This is a genomic window from Bradyrhizobium sp. HKCCYLS20291 (assembly GCF_051167715.1).
Taxonomy (GTDB): Bacteria; Pseudomonadota; Alphaproteobacteria; order Rhizobiales; family Xanthobacteraceae; genus Bradyrhizobium.
The window spans coordinates 1-16,989 of record NZ_JBNPTO010000008.1 but is presented as its reverse complement, the minus strand read 5'-3'; the positions used below and the strand labels follow the sequence as shown (position 1 = coordinate 16,989).

General features: G+C 65.3%; 21 protein-coding genes. 13 read left to right on the top strand and 8 right to left on the bottom strand.

Annotated elements, in window-relative coordinates; genetic code table 11:
* Positions 1–113 precede the first annotated feature (113 nt).
* From ACQR07_RS18925 to ACQR07_RS18895, 7 genes are all read left to right on the top strand, one after another.
* Positions 114–830, top strand: coding sequence for a class I SAM-dependent methyltransferase (locus ACQR07_RS18925; protein WP_434903737.1), 717 nt, complete (start codon positions 114–116; stop codon positions 828–830).
* Positions 831–1,141: 311 nt separating this feature from the next.
* A complete protein-coding gene (locus tag ACQR07_RS18920) occupies positions 1,142–2,674 on the top strand; it encodes an acyl-CoA carboxylase subunit beta (RefSeq protein WP_434903736.1) in 1,533 nt (510 codons plus the stop codon).
* Between the two features lie 117 nt (positions 2,675–2,791).
* Positions 2,792–3,028, top strand: coding sequence for a cytoplasmic protein (locus ACQR07_RS18915; RefSeq protein ID WP_434903735.1), 237 nt, complete (start codon positions 2,792–2,794; stop codon positions 3,026–3,028).
* Positions 3,029–3,171: 143 nt separating this feature from the next.
* Positions 3,172–3,630, top strand: a complete 459-nt coding sequence (locus ACQR07_RS18910) for a hypothetical protein (RefSeq protein ID WP_434903734.1) — start codon at positions 3,172–3,174, stop codon at positions 3,628–3,630.
* Positions 3,631–3,808: 178 nt separating this feature from the next.
* Complete coding sequence (locus ACQR07_RS18905; RefSeq protein ID WP_434903733.1) at positions 3,809–4,528, top strand: alpha/beta hydrolase; 720 nt, start codon at positions 3,809–3,811, stop codon at positions 4,526–4,528.
* 58 nt (positions 4,529–4,586) lie between these two features.
* Positions 4,587–4,901 (top strand): hypothetical protein, encoded by a 315-nt coding sequence (locus tag ACQR07_RS18900; RefSeq protein WP_434903732.1) that lies wholly within the window; start codon positions 4,587–4,589, stop codon positions 4,899–4,901.
* 133 nt (positions 4,902–5,034) lie between these two features.
* The gene (locus tag ACQR07_RS18895) at positions 5,035–5,367 is read left to right on the top strand and encodes a twin-arginine translocation signal domain-containing protein (protein ID WP_434903731.1); all 333 of its coding nucleotides are present in this window, start codon (positions 5,035–5,037) and stop codon (positions 5,365–5,367) included.
* 25 nt (positions 5,368–5,392) lie between these two features.
* Here ACQR07_RS18895 and ACQR07_RS18890 read toward each other — a convergent pair whose 3' ends face one another.
* Positions 5,393–6,091 (bottom strand): ArsR/SmtB family transcription factor, encoded by a 699-nt coding sequence (locus ACQR07_RS18890; protein WP_434903730.1) that lies wholly within the window; start codon positions 6,089–6,091, stop codon positions 5,393–5,395.
* 75 nt (positions 6,092–6,166) lie between these two features.
* Between ACQR07_RS18890 and ACQR07_RS18885 the strand changes: the two genes are divergently transcribed.
* Positions 6,167–6,481: an NIPSNAP family protein gene (locus ACQR07_RS18885; protein ID WP_434903729.1), complete on the top strand. Its 315-nt coding sequence runs from the start codon at positions 6,167–6,169 to the stop codon at positions 6,479–6,481.
* Positions 6,482–6,526: 45 nt separating this feature from the next.
* Complete coding sequence (locus ACQR07_RS18880; protein ID WP_434903728.1) at positions 6,527–7,342, top strand: isocitrate lyase/PEP mutase family protein; 816 nt, start codon at positions 6,527–6,529, stop codon at positions 7,340–7,342.
* 69 nt (positions 7,343–7,411) lie between these two features.
* On the opposite strand, the gene ACQR07_RS18875 is transcribed toward ACQR07_RS18880, so the two are convergent.
* Both ACQR07_RS18875 and ACQR07_RS18870 read right to left on the bottom strand, forming a co-directional pair.
* Complete coding sequence (locus ACQR07_RS18875) at positions 7,412–7,735, bottom strand: hypothetical protein (RefSeq protein ID WP_434903727.1); 324 nt, start codon at positions 7,733–7,735, stop codon at positions 7,412–7,414.
* A 225-nt stretch (positions 7,736–7,960) separates the two neighbouring features.
* Positions 7,961–8,410 (bottom strand): hypothetical protein, encoded by a 450-nt coding sequence (locus tag ACQR07_RS18870; RefSeq protein WP_434903726.1) that lies wholly within the window; start codon positions 8,408–8,410, stop codon positions 7,961–7,963.
* Between the two features lie 148 nt (positions 8,411–8,558).
* Between ACQR07_RS18870 and ACQR07_RS18865 the strand changes: the two genes are divergently transcribed.
* A complete protein-coding gene (locus ACQR07_RS18865; protein ID WP_434903725.1) occupies positions 8,559–9,203 on the top strand; it encodes a trimeric intracellular cation channel family protein in 645 nt (214 codons plus the stop codon).
* A gap of 317 nt (positions 9,204–9,520) precedes the next feature.
* Positions 9,521–13,012, top strand: coding sequence for an indolepyruvate ferredoxin oxidoreductase family protein (locus ACQR07_RS18860; RefSeq protein ID WP_434903724.1), 3,492 nt, complete (start codon positions 9,521–9,523; stop codon positions 13,010–13,012).
* Between the two features lie 125 nt (positions 13,013–13,137).
* Here ACQR07_RS18860 and ACQR07_RS18855 read toward each other — a convergent pair whose 3' ends face one another.
* Positions 13,138–13,542 (bottom strand): hypothetical protein, encoded by a 405-nt coding sequence (locus ACQR07_RS18855; RefSeq protein ID WP_434903723.1) that lies wholly within the window; start codon positions 13,540–13,542, stop codon positions 13,138–13,140.
* Positions 13,543–13,671: 129 nt separating this feature from the next.
* Between ACQR07_RS18855 and ACQR07_RS18850 the strand changes: the two genes are divergently transcribed.
* On the top strand, positions 13,672–14,265 hold the full coding sequence (locus ACQR07_RS18850) for a hypothetical protein (RefSeq protein WP_434903722.1): 594 nt from the start codon (positions 13,672–13,674) through the stop codon (positions 14,263–14,265).
* A 55-nt stretch (positions 14,266–14,320) separates the two neighbouring features.
* On the opposite strand, the gene ACQR07_RS18845 is transcribed toward ACQR07_RS18850, so the two are convergent.
* The 4 genes from ACQR07_RS18845 to ACQR07_RS18830 form a co-directional block, all read right to left on the bottom strand.
* Positions 14,321–14,533, bottom strand: a complete 213-nt coding sequence (locus ACQR07_RS18845) for a hypothetical protein (RefSeq protein WP_434903721.1) — start codon at positions 14,531–14,533, stop codon at positions 14,321–14,323.
* 37 nt (positions 14,534–14,570) lie between these two features.
* Positions 14,571–14,978 carry an SRPBCC family protein gene (locus tag ACQR07_RS18840; RefSeq protein WP_434864569.1) on the bottom strand — a complete coding sequence of 136 codons (408 nt, stop codon included), beginning with the start codon at positions 14,976–14,978 and terminating at the stop codon, positions 14,571–14,573.
* Positions 14,975–15,301, bottom strand: a complete 327-nt coding sequence (locus ACQR07_RS18835) for an ArsR/SmtB family transcription factor (protein WP_434903720.1) — start codon at positions 15,299–15,301, stop codon at positions 14,975–14,977. Before ACQR07_RS18835 ends, ACQR07_RS18840 begins: the two co-directional genes overlap by 4 nt.
* Before the next feature lie 146 nt (positions 15,302–15,447).
* Positions 15,448–15,777, bottom strand: coding sequence for a hypothetical protein (locus ACQR07_RS18830; RefSeq protein WP_434903719.1), 330 nt, complete (start codon positions 15,775–15,777; stop codon positions 15,448–15,450).
* On the opposite strand from ACQR07_RS18830, the gene ACQR07_RS18825 reads away from it, so the two are divergent.
* Positions 15,770–16,366 carry a DUF4265 domain-containing protein gene (locus tag ACQR07_RS18825; protein ID WP_434903718.1) on the top strand — a complete coding sequence of 199 codons (597 nt, stop codon included), beginning with the start codon at positions 15,770–15,772 and terminating at the stop codon, positions 16,364–16,366. The genes ACQR07_RS18830 and ACQR07_RS18825 overlap by 8 nt on opposite strands.
* Positions 16,367–16,989 lie beyond the last annotated feature (623 nt).

The following is a 16,989-nucleotide window of genomic DNA, read 5'->3' as shown; positions in this document are numbered from 1 at the left end:
ACAAATCGTGGTGTGTTGCAGACAAGCCGCCAGGGCTTTCGCTACATTGTCCGGGGATCGGCGCTCCGCCGCGCGTCTGCGCTGGTCCGGGACGACAGCAGCGTAGGCAGAGCATGGCCGACATCTACGATCCGGACTTCGTCAAAGGCGTCTTCGACCGCTGCTCCGATCGCTACATCACCTTCAGCCTGATCTGCTCGTTCGGCTTCACCGAGCGCTGGCGCCGGCAATGCGTCGAGGCGCTGCCGGCGCCGTTGACCGACGATGCGCGCGGCTATGATCTGATGGCCGGCACCGGCGAGGTCTGGCCGCATCTGTTGAAGCGCTTCGGCGGCATCAAGGCGATCACTGCCGTCGACATCTCCTCCGGCATGCACCGCCGCGCCATGGCGCGGCTGCACGCTCACCGCGCCCATCGTATCGAGTTCATCGAGGACGATCTGCTGGCGAGCGACCTGCCGCCGGACAGCGCTGATTTCGTCATCTCGACGTTTGGCCTGAAGACGTTCAACCCCGCGCAGCATGCGCGGCTGGCGGCCTTGATCGCCCGCGTGCTCAAGCCCGGCGGCGTGTTCTCCATGATCGAGGCCTCGGACCCCAAAGGCTGGTGGCTGCGGCCGCTCTATCTGCTTCACCTCAAGACCATCCTGCCGCTGATCGAGCGGACGTTCCTGCGCGGCGCCCAGGACTTCGCGATGATCGGGACCTACAGCACCAATTTCGGCGACGCTTCGGCGCTGGCGGCCATGTTGCGGGAGCAGGGGCTGGAGGTGACGTTCTCCAAGTACTTTTTCGGCTGCGCCACGGGCGTTGCCGGGCGAAAGATCTAACCGATCCGAGCCTGGCGGCGCCGCGAACGGCCACCCCGATCCACCCTCATCGGCTTGACATGCAGCCGCGCCCGCGGCCAGCCGCAGCCCTTCGTGCGGAAGCAGCAGGCCAGGGCCGCCTTGGATCGCGCCGGATGCGGCGCCGGCAAGCGCCGCGTCCGCCCGGCATCGACCTCCATGGCCATGATCCTGCTTCCAATTCCGAACTGTGGGAGGATGTCCGGCGGGCGCCGAAAGCGGCTTTCCGGGTCCGAAAAAGCCGTGATAGAAGGCCGCCAATACTCACGAGATCGGCAACGGGCGGGACGCGCATGAAGGACATCCTGGACACCCTCGAAAAGCGGCGCGCGGGCGCGCGGCTCGGCGGCGGCGAGAAGCGCATCGAGGCGCAGCATGCGCGCGGCAAGCTGACGGCGCGCGAGCGCATCGAGCTCCTGCTCGACAAGGGCTCGTTCGAGGAGTTCGACATGTTCGTCGAGCACCGCTCGACCGAGTTCGGGATGGAGAAGAGCAAGGTCCCCGGCGACGGCGTCGTCACCGGCTGGGGCACCGTCAATGGCCGCAAGACCTTCGTCTTCGCCAAGGATTTCACCGTGTTCGGCGGCTCGCTGTCCGAGACCCACGCGCTGAAGATCACCAAGCTGCAGGACATGGCGATGAAGGCGCGTAGCCCCATCATCGGCCTCTATGATGCCGGTGGCGCCCGCATCCAGGAGGGCGTCGCGGCGCTCGCGGGCTATTCCTATGTCTTCCGCCGCAACGTGCTGGCGTCAGGCGTGATCCCGCAGATCTCGGTCATCATGGGCCCGTGCGCGGGCGGCGACGTGTATTCGCCGGCCATGACCGACTTCATCTTCATGGTGAAGAACACCAGCTACATGTTCGTGACCGGACCTGACGTCGTGAAGACCGTCACCAACGAGGTCGTGACGGCGGAAGAGCTCGGCGGCGCCTCCGTGCACGCGACGCGCTCCTCGATCGCCGACGGCGCGTTCGACAACGACGTCGAGACCTTGCTGCAGATGCGCCGCCTGATCGACTTCCTGCCGTCGAACAATTCGGACGGCGTGCCGGAATGGCCGAGCTTCGACGACATCGAGCGCGTCGACATGTCGCTCGATACGCTGATCCCGGACAATCCGAACAAGCCCTACGACATGAAGGAGCTGATCCTGAAGGTCGTCGACGAGGGCGACTTCTTCGAGATCGCTGACCTCTTTGCCAAGAACATCGTGACGGGCTTCGGCCGCATTGCCGGGCGCACCGTCGGCTTCGTCGCCAATCAGCCGATGGTGCTGGCCGGCGTGCTCGACAGCGACGCCTCGCGGAAAGCCGCGCGCTTCGTCCGCTTCTGCGACGCCTTCAACATCCCGATCGTCACCTTCGTCGACGTGCCGGGTTTCCTGCCGGGCACCGCGCAGGAATATGGCGGCCTGATCAAGCATGGCGCCAAGCTGCTGTTCGCGTACTCGCAGTGCACGGTGCCGCTGGTCACGGTCATCACCCGCAAGGCCTATGGCGGCGCCTTCGACGTCATGGCCTCCAAGGAGATCGGCGCCGACATGAACTACGCCTGGCCGACCGCGCAGATCGCGGTGATGGGCGCCAAAGGCGCGGTCGAGATCATCTTCCGCGCCGACATGGCCGACCCGGACAAGATCGCCGCGCGCACCAAGGAGTACGAGGACCGCTTCCTGTCGCCGTTCATCGCCGCCGAGCGCGGCTATATCGACGACGTCATCATGCCGCACTCCACCCGCCGCCGCATCGCCCGCGCACTCGCCATGTTGCGCGACAAGAAGATGGAAATGCCGGCGAAGAAGCACGACAATCTGCCGCTGTGAGCGGTGACGCACAGGGCGGGATGACGGCACGAGCCATCGTCCCGATTCACGACTTGAACCGTAGCGGCAGCAGAAGCTGCCGCCTCTCCGATGTCCAAACTCCCCGACGACCATCCGTTGAAGCTGGCGCATCGCCATTCGATGCGGCATCGCCTCGAGATCGAAGCCAGTCGTCTTTGTGGCTGCTTCTACTGCCAGCGGATTTTCAATCCCGACCGCATCGTCGACTGGATCGACCGCGAGCAGACCGCGCGCTGCCCGTCGTGCGGGATCGATAGCGTGCTCGGCGACGCCTCGGGGCTTTCACTCACCCCGGATTTCCTCGAGCAGATGCGGAAAGTCTGGTTCGGGTGAGGCCGCGGCAATCTGCGCCGTTTTCCGCTCTGGCGTTAAGCCTCTGTCTTAACTAACGTTTAACGATGGGTTTGCGGGAACCAGGCCGCGGGCCTAGCCTTTGTCGGATCGCTGGTCGGTCGGAAGAGTAGGGGTTGCGTATCATGGCTGATAGAATATCGGCGTTTCGGAATTCCACAGCTTTGCTGGCCTACGCGGCGTCGGCCGCGCTGATGTTTTCCGCCGGGGCCGCCTCGGCCGGGTCCGGGGCCGCGGTGGCCGCGCCCGTCGCTGCAAGCTCTGGACAGGTTGCGTCCTCGTCGTCGGGCGTGCGGCCGTTCGCTCATCACCACGTCCGCGGCCCCCGCGCGTATCTGCCTGCCACTGGCGCGTTCGCCTATGGCGGCACCGGTGAGGCGGTACCGCAGCAGATCCCCGAGCGCACCTCCGCCGACGTGCGCTACACCTATACCTATGACGTGCCCTGGGACTGGGCGCATCGCTATCCGCCGAATGTCGTGCCGTCCGATCGGCCGTATGTAACCACATGCCCGATGCAGACCGTGACGGTGCCGGGACGTCGCGGCGGCGATCACACTGTCACGATCACGCGTTGCTACTGACGGCTTGAGCCATCTCAATGCCATCAATCCGGGGCGAGCTATAAAATATGACGAATACCGACCGGCTTCGCTCACGCGAGGTCGCGAGGTGACGAGGCCCGGACTCCTAGGCACTCCGGGCCTCGTAGATTTCTGGTAGTCTTCCCGCATCGCGCGAGTCGGCGCGGGGGAGGCTGCGATGATCGGACTGGCGACGTGGTCGTGTCGTGCGATCGTGCGTGTTGGCGTGGCGATGATGCTGTCGGCTGCCGCAGCCGGCGCGGCCAGCGCCGATGAGACCGTCTCGGTCGGCGGCTCGCGCGTGGCGCTGATCAGGCCGGCCTCGGCGCGCGCCAGCGTGATCCTGCTGCCCGGCGGCGACGGCGCCATCAATGTCGGCGAACAGGGCGACATTCACGGCCTGCTCGGCAATCAGCTGGTGCGCACCCGCAAGGCCTATGCGGCCCGTGGCCTCGCCGTGATGGTCGCCGACACCAATACAGACTTGAAGGCCGCGGTGGACTACATGGCCTCAATCAAGCGGCCGGTAACGGTGATCGGCACCAGCCGCGGCACGTTGCGTGCGGCGGAAGGCATCGCCCGCGGTGCGCGGCCGGATGCGCTGGTGCTGACATCGGGCTTTCTCAGCCCGGAGTCCGGCAGCTCTTCGAACGTGATGTCGATCCTGGGGGCGCCGTCGGCGTTGCCCCGCACGCTCGTCATTCATCACAGCAGCGATGCCTGCAAGTTCACTCTGCCGGCGGGTGTCGATCCCTTCATCAAATGGTCGGGCGGCCGCGCCCGCGTGAAGTGGCTGTCCGGCGGCGCCGAAGAGGGCGATCCGTGCCAGGCGCGCGGCCATCACGGCTTCAACGGGCTCGACGGGCAGGTGGTGTCGCTCGCGGCGGGCTTCCGCTGAACGACCGATTGCAGCTAGGCTTCCGTGACGAGACCATCAATGTCCGGAGGATCCAGCCATGCCCGCAGCCATCTTCGTCGTCCGCGCCACCGTGCCCGACCCCGCCAGGCGCGACGCGTTCGACCGCTGGTATCGCGATGTCCATCTGCCCGACGCGCTGAAGAGCTTCGGCGTGCGCAAGGCGTGGCGCGTCTGGAGCCTCGTCGATCCCGCGGTGCATCAGGCGATGTATCAGTTCGACGATGTCGCCACGATGGAGCGCGCCGTTGGCGGCGACGAGATGAAGCGGCTGGTTGCGGATTTCAATCGCGACTGGCCCGACGTCACGCGCACGCGGGAGAGCCTCGTGCTCGCGCAGAGTGTCGACGGATAGCGTCTGATGCCAGCGACGACGATGAAGGTCTCGCGCAGTATCGCTCGTCACGCACCCGGTGAGTTCAGCTCACGTTCAGGTGGTCCGCCAAATACTCGCTCCGTGATTTGGCGATCAGGCATGGAGGCGTGTGATGGAACGACGGGATTTCCTGAAGCTGGCATTCGGCCTCGGCTGTGTCGCCGCCACTGGTGCAGTGCTCAGTGGAACCGAGGCGCGTGCCGCGCCGCTCTCGCCGGTGCCGCTGAACGATGCGGTTCCTCCGGTCTCTGATCAGAAGGTCGAGCGCGCGCTCAGTTCCCAGGACGAGGCCGACCGGCTCGCGCCGGAGCAGGTGCATTGGCGCCATCGCGGTCACCATTGGGGCTGGCGCCGCCGGCACTGGGGATGGCGTCGCCGTCATTGGGGCTGGCGCCACCATCACCGCCATTGGCATCGACGCTGGCACCGCCGGCACTATTGGTAGGCGAGGTGTAACCGCCAGCTCCGCGTCAGTCGCCGTCAGGACCGAACAGCGCCGCAAAATGCTTCTCGCCGGTGCGGCTGAAATTCACGACGCGGCTGCCCGGTGTCGGATCGCGCGCCGCCCATTTCAGCTCCGTGAAGCGCTTCATCAGCTGGGCGCCGAGGGTGCCGGCGAGATGGTGCCGGCGCGCGCTCCAGTCGAGGCAGGCCTTGCAGACGGGACGGCGCGGGTGAGCCAGCATCTCCGTCGAGATCCGCAGGTGCTTCGCCAGGAAGCGCTCGCCGTCATCGGTCAGCACGATCTCCTGCTTGCGCCGCCGCACCAGTTTCTGCCGCGTCATGCTGTCGAGCATCTGCACGCCGAGATCGCCGGCGAGATGGTCGTAGCAGATGCGGGCGCGCCGCAGCTCCGGCTCCTTCGGCCCGGTGCGCACGCGCATGTGGCCGGTGCGGGCCGCGAGGCCGGCGAGCTTCTCCAGCACGTCGGCGACGTCGGGATCGGCGAGCCGGTAGTAGCGGTGGCGGCCCTGCTTCTCCGGATCGATCAGGCCGCCGCCCTCGAGCTTGGCGAGATGCGAGCTCGCGGTCTGCGGTGTCACCCCGGCTTCCTGCGCGAGCTCGGTCGCGGTCAGCGCGCGGCCCGAGAGCAGCGCGGTCAGCATGTTGGCACGGGCGGGATCGCCGACCAGCGCGGCGACCATGGCGATGTCTGGACCTGATTTCATACTTCGATGGTAACCGAAGCATTCTCTCCGGGCAAGCGGATAGTGTCGACGCGGTGTATCATACTTGAGGTTGTCATGCCCATCACCGTGTTCATCCGCTACCGCATCGATCCGTTCAAGCGTGAGTTGTACGAAGCCTATGCGCGGCGCTGGCTGTCGATCATCCCCCGCTGCGGCGGCGACCTGATCGGCTATTTCACGCCCCACGAAGGGACCAACGACATCGCCTATGGACTGATCTCGTTCGAGAGCCTCGCCGCCTACGAGCGCTACCGGGCGACGTTGCGCAGCGACGCCGAGGGCGCGGCGAACTTCGCGCTGGCGGAGGAGCACAAATTCATCCTGGGCGAAGAGCGAACATTTTTGCGCAACGTCGTGGCGGGGCCATGAGAGCGGTACTATGATGGCGTGGCGAGAAATGCATGGGAGGATGACATGACGGTGACCACGGCGGACAAGCGCGCCGCATTCCGCAGGCTGCATGGCGCCGGCTGCTTCGTGCTGCCGAACCCGTTCGACGCCGGCACCGCGAAGATGCTGCAGCATCTCGGCTTCAAGGCGATCGCCTCGACCAGCGCCGGCTTCGCGTGGTCGATCGGCAAGGCGGACACCTGCACGGTGCTGGACGAGATGCTCGCGCATTTCGCGGCGCTGTCGGCAGCCGTCGACATTCCCGTCAATGCCGACTTCGAAGGCGGCTTCGCCGAGGCGCCGGAGGGCGTTGCCGCCAACGTCACGCGCGCGGTCGCGACCGGCTTGGCCGGTCTCTCGATCGAGGATTCCACGGGGGACAAGGACCATCCGCTGTTCGATCGCGAGCTGGCGGTGGCGCGCATCCGCGCCGCACGGCAGGCGATCGACGCCAGCGGTGGCGACGTGCTTCTGACCGGCCGCTGCGAGGCGTTTCTGTGGGGCAAGCCCGACCTCGGGCTCGTGACCGACCGCCTTGTGGCCTATGCGGAGGCTGGCGCGGATTGTCTGTATGCGCCGGGCATCAAGACGGTCGAGGAGATCACGGCCGTCGTCAAAGCGGTGGCGCCGAAGCCCGTGAACCTGCTGATCGGTGCGTCAGGTCTGTCGCTGAAACAGGCCGAAGATCTCGGCGTACGCCGCATCAGCGTCGGCGGCTCACTGGCACGGATGGCCTGGGCCGGCTTCATGCGGGCCGCCAAGGAAATGGCCGAGCAGGGCACCTTCACCGAGCTGGCAGGCGGCTATCCCGGCGGTGAGTTGAACAAGATCTTCGGTTGAGATCGATCTGCGCACGAGGAAAAGCCGCGGCATGGGCCGCGGCTTTTCCATGATCAGCAATCGTTGCGCTTAGTCGTGGTCCACGCCGATGCCGACGCTGACGCCCGGCGCGCGGATGCCGATGCCGCCGCGGTCTTCATAGTGGCGGCGCTCGATATAGCGCTCGCGCGGCGCATAGGCGTAGGAATCGCGGTCCCGGTCCTCGATGATGACGCGGCGTTCGCGGTGCTCGCGCCAGCAACGGCCATCCTCGTTGCAGACCATTCGGACCTGCTGGATGTCGCGCTGCGGGAGCGCCGAAGCGTCGGGCGAAAGAAGAAGCGGGGCAGCCGAAGCTGACGTCACGACGAGCGTGCCTGCTGCGGCGGCGAGAGCAAGGGTGAGAGCCTTCATTGTGTGGTCTCCTCTGATAGGACCGGGTCAAAGTGCCGCAGACCCAATCTGCCAGCGAGGACATTGTTCCATGGTCCTGTCGGTCGTCCACGCATTAGCAAGGCGCATCGCGCGATCAACAACAAGATCAACAAACAAAAGGAGCGGCAGATGATCGCTCATCTGCCGCCCAGGAGTGGACGGCTGCTGCCGTCCCGCGAGATCGCGGTGAACTACTTGGCGTGACTACTTGGCGTTGTTGTTGCTCTGTCCGGCCGGGGCCGGTGGCGGGGTCGTCCGGTCACCCGCGGCGCCGGTGGTCACGCCCGGCGAGGTATTGCCGTTGCCGTTGCCGTTGGTGGTCGAGGTCGATTGCGAGGCCGGCGTGGTGCTGGCCTGATCATTACGTGTCGACATGTTGTTCAGGCCGTAGAACACGGCGCCGAGCAGAATGGCGATGCCGAGTGCATAGGCCGCGACGCGGCCGGTCGACGACCGTCCCTCGGTGAGTTCGGGATCCGGCTGCAGCTGGCTGTCCATCCGCGCCGCACGCTCGTACTCGGAGCCGGTCATGCCCGCGCCGGTCATGTCGCTGCCGGCCATGCCCGGGCGTGTGGTCATGTCGGGACGGGGCGGCATGTCGGGGCGGTTCATTCCATCAGGGTAGCGCTCGTTCGGAAGCCGTTCGTTGGCCATGTCATCCTCCTTGCGATTGTCACCCGACAACCAGCGCAGGCCCGGCTCTGTTCCGCGAAACCTTGCGAATTCCCCAGCGGATCCGCTGCCCGGCGCGCTAAGGTTCCTCGCGCGCATTGCGATTCTGGTCCTGCTGTTGGAGCTCTCGATGTGGAACCTGCCGCCGGGTGACGGCGTGCTGCATCTGTTGTCGTGGGTGGCGCTGGCGGCGCAGGCGATGACGGCCGCGCTGGCCGCGGGACGCCGCAGCATGGACTGGATGGGCGTCTGCCTGCTGGGGGCGATCACCGCGCTCGGCGGCGGCACGTTGCGCGACGTGCTGCTCGGCCACTATCCGCTCGCCTGGGTCGAGCAACCGTCCCTGCTGCTGCTCACGGTGCTGGCGCCGTTCGTGACGATCGCGATGGCGCGGCTGGTGCATAGGCTGACAACGGCCTTCCTCGTGCTCGATGCCGTCGGCCTCGTCGTGTTCACGATGACGGGCTGCGACATCGCCTGGCAGATGAACGTGCCGATCGGCATCGTCATCGTCGCCGGGATGATCACGGGCTGCGCCGGCGGCGTGCTGCGCGACATCCTCTGCAACGACGTGCCGCTGCTGTTCCGCGCCGAGCTCTATGCCAGCGTGTCGCTGCTGACCGGCCTGATCTATGCGAGTGGCCTGTCGCTCGGGATCGGCAGCGGACTGTGGACGGCCCTGACGTTCGCCGCCGGGCTGTCGTTCCGGCTGCTCGCCATCCGCTACCAATGGAATATGCCGCGCTTCGTCTTCAACAGCGAGGAGCGGAGCTGACGCCGGTTTGCCTGTCGCATTGCACAATACGGGGCGAGCCGGAATCGCGACACCGCGAACTCGGTCACCGTCGACCGTCCGCCTCGCCGAGCCATGGCGCACATCATCCCATTGCGCGCCGGGCGCCGTTTTCGACACAAACGGCAAAAGCCTGAGCCGGCTGCTGCCACGAAATTGCGATTTCGGGTGGCTGCCCTGCGCAGGCGAGATTTGTGATGCGCAATCTTCAAAACCAGACATAAATTATTGGCAGAACGCGTGCTTCCGCCATCGGGCGAGGCACGCACACCCCGATAAGAGCACGGCAAGAGGGCGGAATGGGCATCAACGAGAGCGAGATCAATCTCGACCAGAAATACACCGCAAGCTCCGGCCATATCTTCCTGACCGGCATCCAGGCGCTGGTGCGGCTGCCGATGGCCCAGATCCGGCGCGACCGCGCCGCCGGCCTCAACACCGCCGGCTTCATCTCCGGCTATCGCGGCTCGCCGCTCGGCGGTTACGACCAGCAGCTGTTCTCGGCGCGCAAGCATCTCGAGCAGTACAACATCAAGTTCCAGCCCGGCGTGAACGAGGACCTCGCGGCGACCGCGATCTGGGGCTCGCAGCAGCTGCATCTGTCACCCGGCGGCAAGTATGACGGCGTCGTCGGCATCTGGTACGGCAAGGGTCCCGGCGTCGACCGCTGCGGCGACGTGTTCCGCCACGGCAATGCCGCGGGCTCGGCCAAGAACGGCGGCGTGCTGTGCCTCGCCGGCGACGACCACGGCGCCAAATCCTCCACCGTGCCGCACCAGTCCGACCACGCCTTCATGTCGGCGCTGATGCCCTATCTCTATCCGTCGTCGATCCACGAGATGATCGAGATGGGTCTGCTCGGCATCGCGATGTCGCGCTATTCCGGCTGCTGGGTCGGAATGAAGGTGATCACCGAGACGGTCGAGACGACAGCCGAGATCAACCTCAACGACGAGATGACGCCGTTCGTCATTCCCACCGATTTCGAGATGCCGCCGGGCGGCCTCAACCTGCGCTGGCCCGACGACCGCTTCGAGCAGGATCGCCGGCTGCAGGACTACAAGGGCTTTGCCGCGATCGCGTTTGCCCGCGCCAACAAGGTCAACCGCGTCACGATGGATTCGCCGAACGCCCGCTACGGCATCATGGCGTCCGGCAAGAGCTACGAGGATATCCGCCAGGCGCTGCGCGAGCTGGGGATCACCGAGGAGGTCGCCGCCAAGATCGGCTTGCGCCTCTACAAGATCGGCATGCCCTGGCCGCTGGAGCCGGAAGGTGTGCGCCAGTTCGCGGTCGGGCTCGAGGAGATCTTCATCATCGAGGAGCGCCGCGAGATCGTCGAGAACCAGGTCAAGCAGGAGCTTTTCAATTGGCGCGACGATGTCCGTCCGCGCATCGTCGGCAAGATGGACGACCACGACAAGCGCTTCCTGCCGTTCGCCACCGAACTCTCGGTCGCCTCGCTTGCGACCTCGCTCACGGAGCGACTTCTCCGCCTCGACCTCAATCCCGAGATCAAGGCGATGCTGCGCGCCAAGGCCGACTGGTTCAACGGCCGCGACGCCTCGCAGATGCAGCTGGTGTCGCCGGTGGCGCGCACGCCGTATTTCTGCTCGGGCTGTCCGCACAACACCTCGACCAAGGTACCCGAGGGCAGCCGCGCGCTGGCCGGCATCGGCTGTCACTTCATGTCGCTGTGGATGAACCGCAACACCGAGACGTTCACGCATATGGGCGGCGAAGGCGTGTCGTGGGTCGGCATCGCGCCGTTCACCAATGAGGAGCACATCTTCGCCAATCTCGGCGACGGCACCTATTTCCATTCCGGCAGCCTCGCGATCCGCCAGGCGGTCGCCTCCAAGGCCAACATTACCTACAAGATCCTGTACAACGACGCGGTCGCCATGACCGGCGGCCAGCGCCATGACGGCGACCTGTCGCCGCAGCAGATCACCTTCCAGCTGCATTCGGAGGGCATCCGCGAGATCTATCTGGTCTCGGAAAATCCCGACGCCTATCCCGCCGACAGCATCGCGCCCGGCGTCAAGCTGGCGCATCGCGACGAGCTCGACAACGTCATGAAGACGCTGCGCCAGATCAAGGGCGCGTCCGCCATCGTGTTCGTGCAGACCTGCGCCGCCGAGAAGCGCCGCCGCCGCAAGCGCGGCACGATGGAGGATCCGCAGCGCCGCGTCTTCATCAACCCGGCCGTCTGCGAGGGCTGCGGCGACTGCTCGGTGCAGTCGAACTGCATCTCGGTCGAGCCGCTGGAAACCGAGCTTGGCCGCAAGCGCGTCATCAACCAGTCGTCCTGCAACAAGGACTATTCCTGCGTGAAGGGTTTTTGCCCGTCCTTCGTCACCATTGACGGCGGCAAGCCGCGCTCGCGCGCGCCGGCCGAACTCGGCGACATCGGCGTGATGCCGGAGCCGCTGACCAAGCCGTCGCTGGACCGGCCCTACAATGTCGCCGTCGGCGGCGTCGGCGGCACCGGCGTGCTGACGATCGGCGCGCTGCTCGGCATGGCCGCCCATATCGAGGGCAAGGCCTCGATGATCCTCGACATGTCCGGTCTTGCGCAGAAGGGCGGCGCGGTGCTGAGCCATGTGCGGCTGTCGGAGAACACCGCGGACGTGACCTGCTCGCGCATCGTCACCGGCACCGCCGATCTCGTCATCGCCGCCGACGAGGTGGTGGCGGGCGCCAAGGAGACGATCACCTTGTGCGACTCCGAACGTACCCATGGCGTCATCAACAGCCATCTGATCCCGACCGCCGATTTCGTGCTCAACCGCGACTTCAACTTCCAGAACCGCAAGGTGACGAGCCTGCTGGAAACCGCGCTGCGCAAGGATTCGAGCTTCTTCGACTTCACCAAGCCGGCCGAGGCGCTGCTCGGCGATTCCATCGCCACCAACATGATGATGATGGGCTACGCCTATCAGAAGGGGCTGCTGCCGCTGTCGGCCGAGGCGATCGAGAAGGCGATCGCGATCAACGGCGTCGCGGTCAAGATGAACACCGAGGCGTTCCGGCTCGGCCGTCTCATCGTCGTCAATCCCGAGCGCGTCGCCGGCATGATGACCGGCCAGGACGAGACGGTGCCGCCGAAACCGCTCGACGCGATGACACTGGACGAGATCATCGCCCATCGCACGGCGCATCTCACCGCATACCAGAATGCCCGGCTCGCCAAGCGCTACCGCAAGCTGGTCGACCAGGTCCGCGAGGCCGCTGACAAGGGCGGCTATGGCGATGCGCTGCCGCGCGCGGTCGCCATCAACTACGCCAAACTGCTCGCCTACAAGGATGAGTACGAGGTCGCCCGGCTGTTCTCCGACGGCAGCTTCGAGAAGCAGCTGCACGACGCCTTCGAGGGCGACTACAAGATCTCCTTCAATTTGGCGCCGCCGATCTTCAACAGCGGTGTCGACCCGCAGGGCCGGCCGAAGAAGAAGAGCTATGGCGCGAGCATGATGAAGACGTTCCGGCTGTTGGCGAAGCTGAAGGGTCTGCGCGGCACACCGCTCGACATCTTCGGCTACTCCGCCGAGCGCAAGATGGAGCGCAACCTGATCGCCGGCTACGAGAAGGACGTCGCCACGGTGCTCGGCCTGCTGTCGCCGGCCAATGCCGAGATCGCCACCGAGTTCTTGTCGCTGCCCGACAAGATCCGCGGCTACGGCCCGGTCAAGGACAAGGCCGTCCAGGACGCCAAGGCGCGCTACGCGCAGTTGGCCGCCGACCTCGCCAACCCGCCGCCCGCGCCGCGCCAGATGGCGGCGGAGTAGGGGCGCGTAGGGTGGGCAAAGCGCCGCCACCGGCGGCGCGTGCCCACCGTCTCGAAGCGATTTCATAGCTCCATGGTGGGCGCGCCGCGTCGCGCCTTTGCACACCTTCCGGATTGGCGCCGGCTTCAATCCGCTGTCGCCTGGCGCATGCCGATCTTGTGGTAGACGCGTCCGCAGGGTGAGATTTCGACGAACGCCTCGTAAAAGGATCCATCCCTCGGCGAGACCGCAATGAGGTCCGGCCGCATGCGATACACCACGCGGATATAGCGGATCTTGTAGCCGAGCAGCAGGTTCGCGACGGAATTGCTCGGTTGGAAATCCGGAATCGAGCAGCAGTTCGGATGTTTGGCCAGATATGAGGCCGGCGTCTCGCCTGGCTGGAGATCAGCCATGTCATCGAGCCGGTCCGCGATCGCCAGCTCGAACAGCTCACGGGTGGAAAGATAACGGCCTTGCAGATAGCAGAAGCAGGTGACGTTGAGGAAGGCTACGACGAGGATGCCGACAAGTCCAATTGCAGCCCACATGAATTTCCGCTCCGGTAGACGTCGCCGTCGACAACGCTAGCTTGGCAGCGATGGGCTTGTGGTCGTGGCTCCTCGCAAATCCGTCGCATTTCGCCAGGAGTTTTTGTGCAGGTTCGAAGGGGGACGATCATGTGGCGCATCGTGATAGGATTGGCGCTGATTTTCATCACATCGCCCGCGGTGAATGGGCACGAGTTCTCATGGCAAGGCGTGGGTCCCGTGCATCTCGGCATGACGGTTGCCGAGGCCGAGCGCGCGCTGAAGGCAAAGCTAGGGCCGGTCTCGCCGCCGTTCGCTAGGGATTGCTACGTCACTGGTCGGACGGACGGGAGAGACAAGGCGCTGTCCTACGTCATCGTCAATGGACGGATTGTGGTCGTGACCGTGTTTCTCCGCGACTATGCGAAGCCGGATCCGGCCATCGTCGATGCGAACGGCGTCGGCGTGGGCGCGACGGAGGCGGACGTTCGCCGCGGATATCCGCACGTCAGGAAGGAGCTGTCGCCCGACTTCCGCGGCATCAGTCCGGAGGAGGCCGAGGAGTTCGCACGCGACCGCGCCAGCCACGGGTTCACCGAGCCGGAGCCGCCGCCGCATTATTGGATGATCGCAGAGGGACGCGATCGCAAGCGCGCCATCGTCTTCGAGACGCAGGACGGCAAGGTCCTTTCCTTCAGCGTTGGGCTCAAGCCTGAGGTTCTGCTCAACGAGAATTGCATTTGACCGTACCCGTCGGGCAGATTTTCTACGAAAAACGCAGTTTGAGCCGAGCCCCACCTCATATCTGCGCGCTGCGCCATCGTGCGGCATAAGGCCGAGCAAACATGTAGAGCCCCGTGCCCAGCAGCACGATCAGCGGAACCAGCGCCAACAGGCCGATCCAGAACGCCGGCTGCGTCTGCGACATCGCCGCGATGTTGACGATCACGCCGAGCGTGAAGGCGATGGACACCCAGCGATGCATTTGTCTGATCGCGTTGCTCCAGTTCATCCGTTCCTCCCATGATGATGTTTGCAGTCGATGCGGCTCAGCCGAGCCGGGCCAGCGTCTGTTCGAGGCCGTCGAAGAATTTCGGCCAGCCGTAGCGCGCGCCCTGATAGGCGCGGGTCTGATCGGCGGCGAAGCCGGTCTGCTCCATGCGCAGATGCGTGCCGGCAGCGGTCGGCGTCAGCGTCCAGGTGACCACGCTGTCGAGTCCGAGCGCGGCCCAGCTGTAGGACAGCGTCCTGTTGGGCTCGATCGCCATGACCTGGCAGTTCACCACACCCCAATCGGCGTCGAGCTTGAAGCGGTGATCGAGCTCCGGCACGAAGTCGTTCTTCATCAGCCACTCCGCGATCAGATGCGGCTGCGTCAGTGCGCGCCAGAGTTTTTCGGGCGGATGCGCGAACTCGCGCTCGACGATGACGGTGCGGGTTTCGGGCGCGGAGGTCATTGATCCATCCTGTTGAGCAGGGTTTCCAAGTCGTCGAACCGGCTCTCCCAGAACGCCGCCATGCGGCTGGTCCAGTCGAGCAGGGGCGCCAGCGCCTTCGGCTGCGCGCGATAATGCGTCAGGCGGCCTTCGTGGCGCTCGCGCACCAGCCCGGCCTGCTTCAGCAGGCCGAGATGTTTCGAGACCGCCGGCTGTGACACGCCGGCCTTGGCGGTGAGCGCGCCGACGGTCTGCTCGCCGTGGCGGCACAGCCCCTCGAAGATCGCCCGCCGGGTCGGATCGGCAAGCGTGCGGAACAGCAGATCGGGCGAGCGCGGCGGCATCTGATCCATAACTCAATGGTTATGGGTTAATGCATAACCGTTTGGTTATCAATCAGTCAAGCCCCGGAGTCGGGCCGGCGCACGCCGTCACGCGCCGATTGTCGGGACGGTTGACAGCACGCGACGGGCGGCTCGGCTCGCCGCCGTTACGACGATCCTTGCTGATCCGCGATTTCGATCACTGTCCCCATGCCAACCAGCTTGGCGCCTTCCTGAATACGCCACTCGCGGCCGGGATAGATCTGCCCGTCGAGCCCGGGCCACATCGAGAACTTGACGGTTGTGTCGATGCTCTCGCCCGGATGCAATTCGAAACCGTCGGGCAGGTCGATGAGTCCCAAGGTCATGTCGTTGTTGTCAGGGCCAAAGAAATTGTGGTTCGGACGATAGCCAGCGCGAACCGGCTGCGTCCGGCCGCTTTCCTCGCTGGTCAGCAGCCTGATTCTTGCCCGCACATGGAGGATGGCATTGGACATCAGTCGGAACTCCCGCAACTATCGTAACCGTTTCGAGAGGGAAGTGAACCGGATGCGGCGCGAGGCAGACAGGACGTCAGAAGGATCCCTGGGGAGCCTGGTCAAGATTCGGTTCGATCTGGACGCGTCGGACTGGCATGGACATGGCAGCGAAACGCTTTGGGCAGAGCGGTTGTGCGCGGACGGCCGAGAGGTTTTCCTGATCAGGAATTCGCCGTTCTTCGTGCGCGGGATCAATCATCTCGACCTTGTCGAGGCGACGGCTGGCGATCAGCGGGGGATTCACACGTTTGGATCCGTGGTCGAACGTGGCGGGCACTCCACCTACATGGTGCTGTTTGAACCCGATGATCGGCGCGTGTCTTCCCAGTGGATGATGTTGGAGGATGCCGGCTGTTCGTTTGAAAGCATGGCCCTCAGCTTGAGCATCGGTCAGCGTATTCTCTACTCGGTCGATGTCCCTGCGCGAGCCAATCTGACGGACGTCTACGCCGCTCTGGCGCAGGGCGAGGCCATGGGGCTGTGGATGTTCCAGGAGGGCCATGCCCATGTCTCGAGCCAAGGGCGAGGACCGCTACAGCAGAACTGACGTCCTGCGCCGAAATTTCCGGTGAACCGAATTTTTCTCTTTACGATTTACGGAAATCGTGCTCTATTCTCGCCATCCCGCCTCACTCGGAGGGGCGTTGCGCGCGATCGTCACGACACGCGGGGCGGGGAGCGATGGCCGCGATGGAGCCGCAGCGTGTCCTTGGATGCGCGGACGAACGGCTCGGCGCGGACGTGAAGTCGCAGCGTGCTGGCACCCCGACGCTGGTGCTACGTTCGTGACGGCGCTTGCGCGCCGCGCGGGCAATGGTGGCCAACAAGCCCGGCGCACCAGGCAGACTGCGTATAAACGTTAAGACTGTCGCGCAGGGAATGCCGGTTGAACCGGCTTTGCCTGTGGTACCTGCCGCCTGCATTTTTTTAGCAGGCGGGCCATGGGTGAGGCCTTCACCCGGCATTCCCTGCGCCCTCCGATTCTCAAGAGGGTGAACTGCGAACAAAAACTCGGGCATTCGTGCCGCGAGCAGCGGTTGCGCGCGTCCAGTGCTGTTTGAAATGTGAATCCTCGAGCCCGCAGCGTCGCTCTGTAGGGTGGGCAAAGGGTGCGCCAGGAAAGCTGGTGCGATCCGGCTGGTGCAAGTCCAGCCCAGGTAGGGTGCAGCA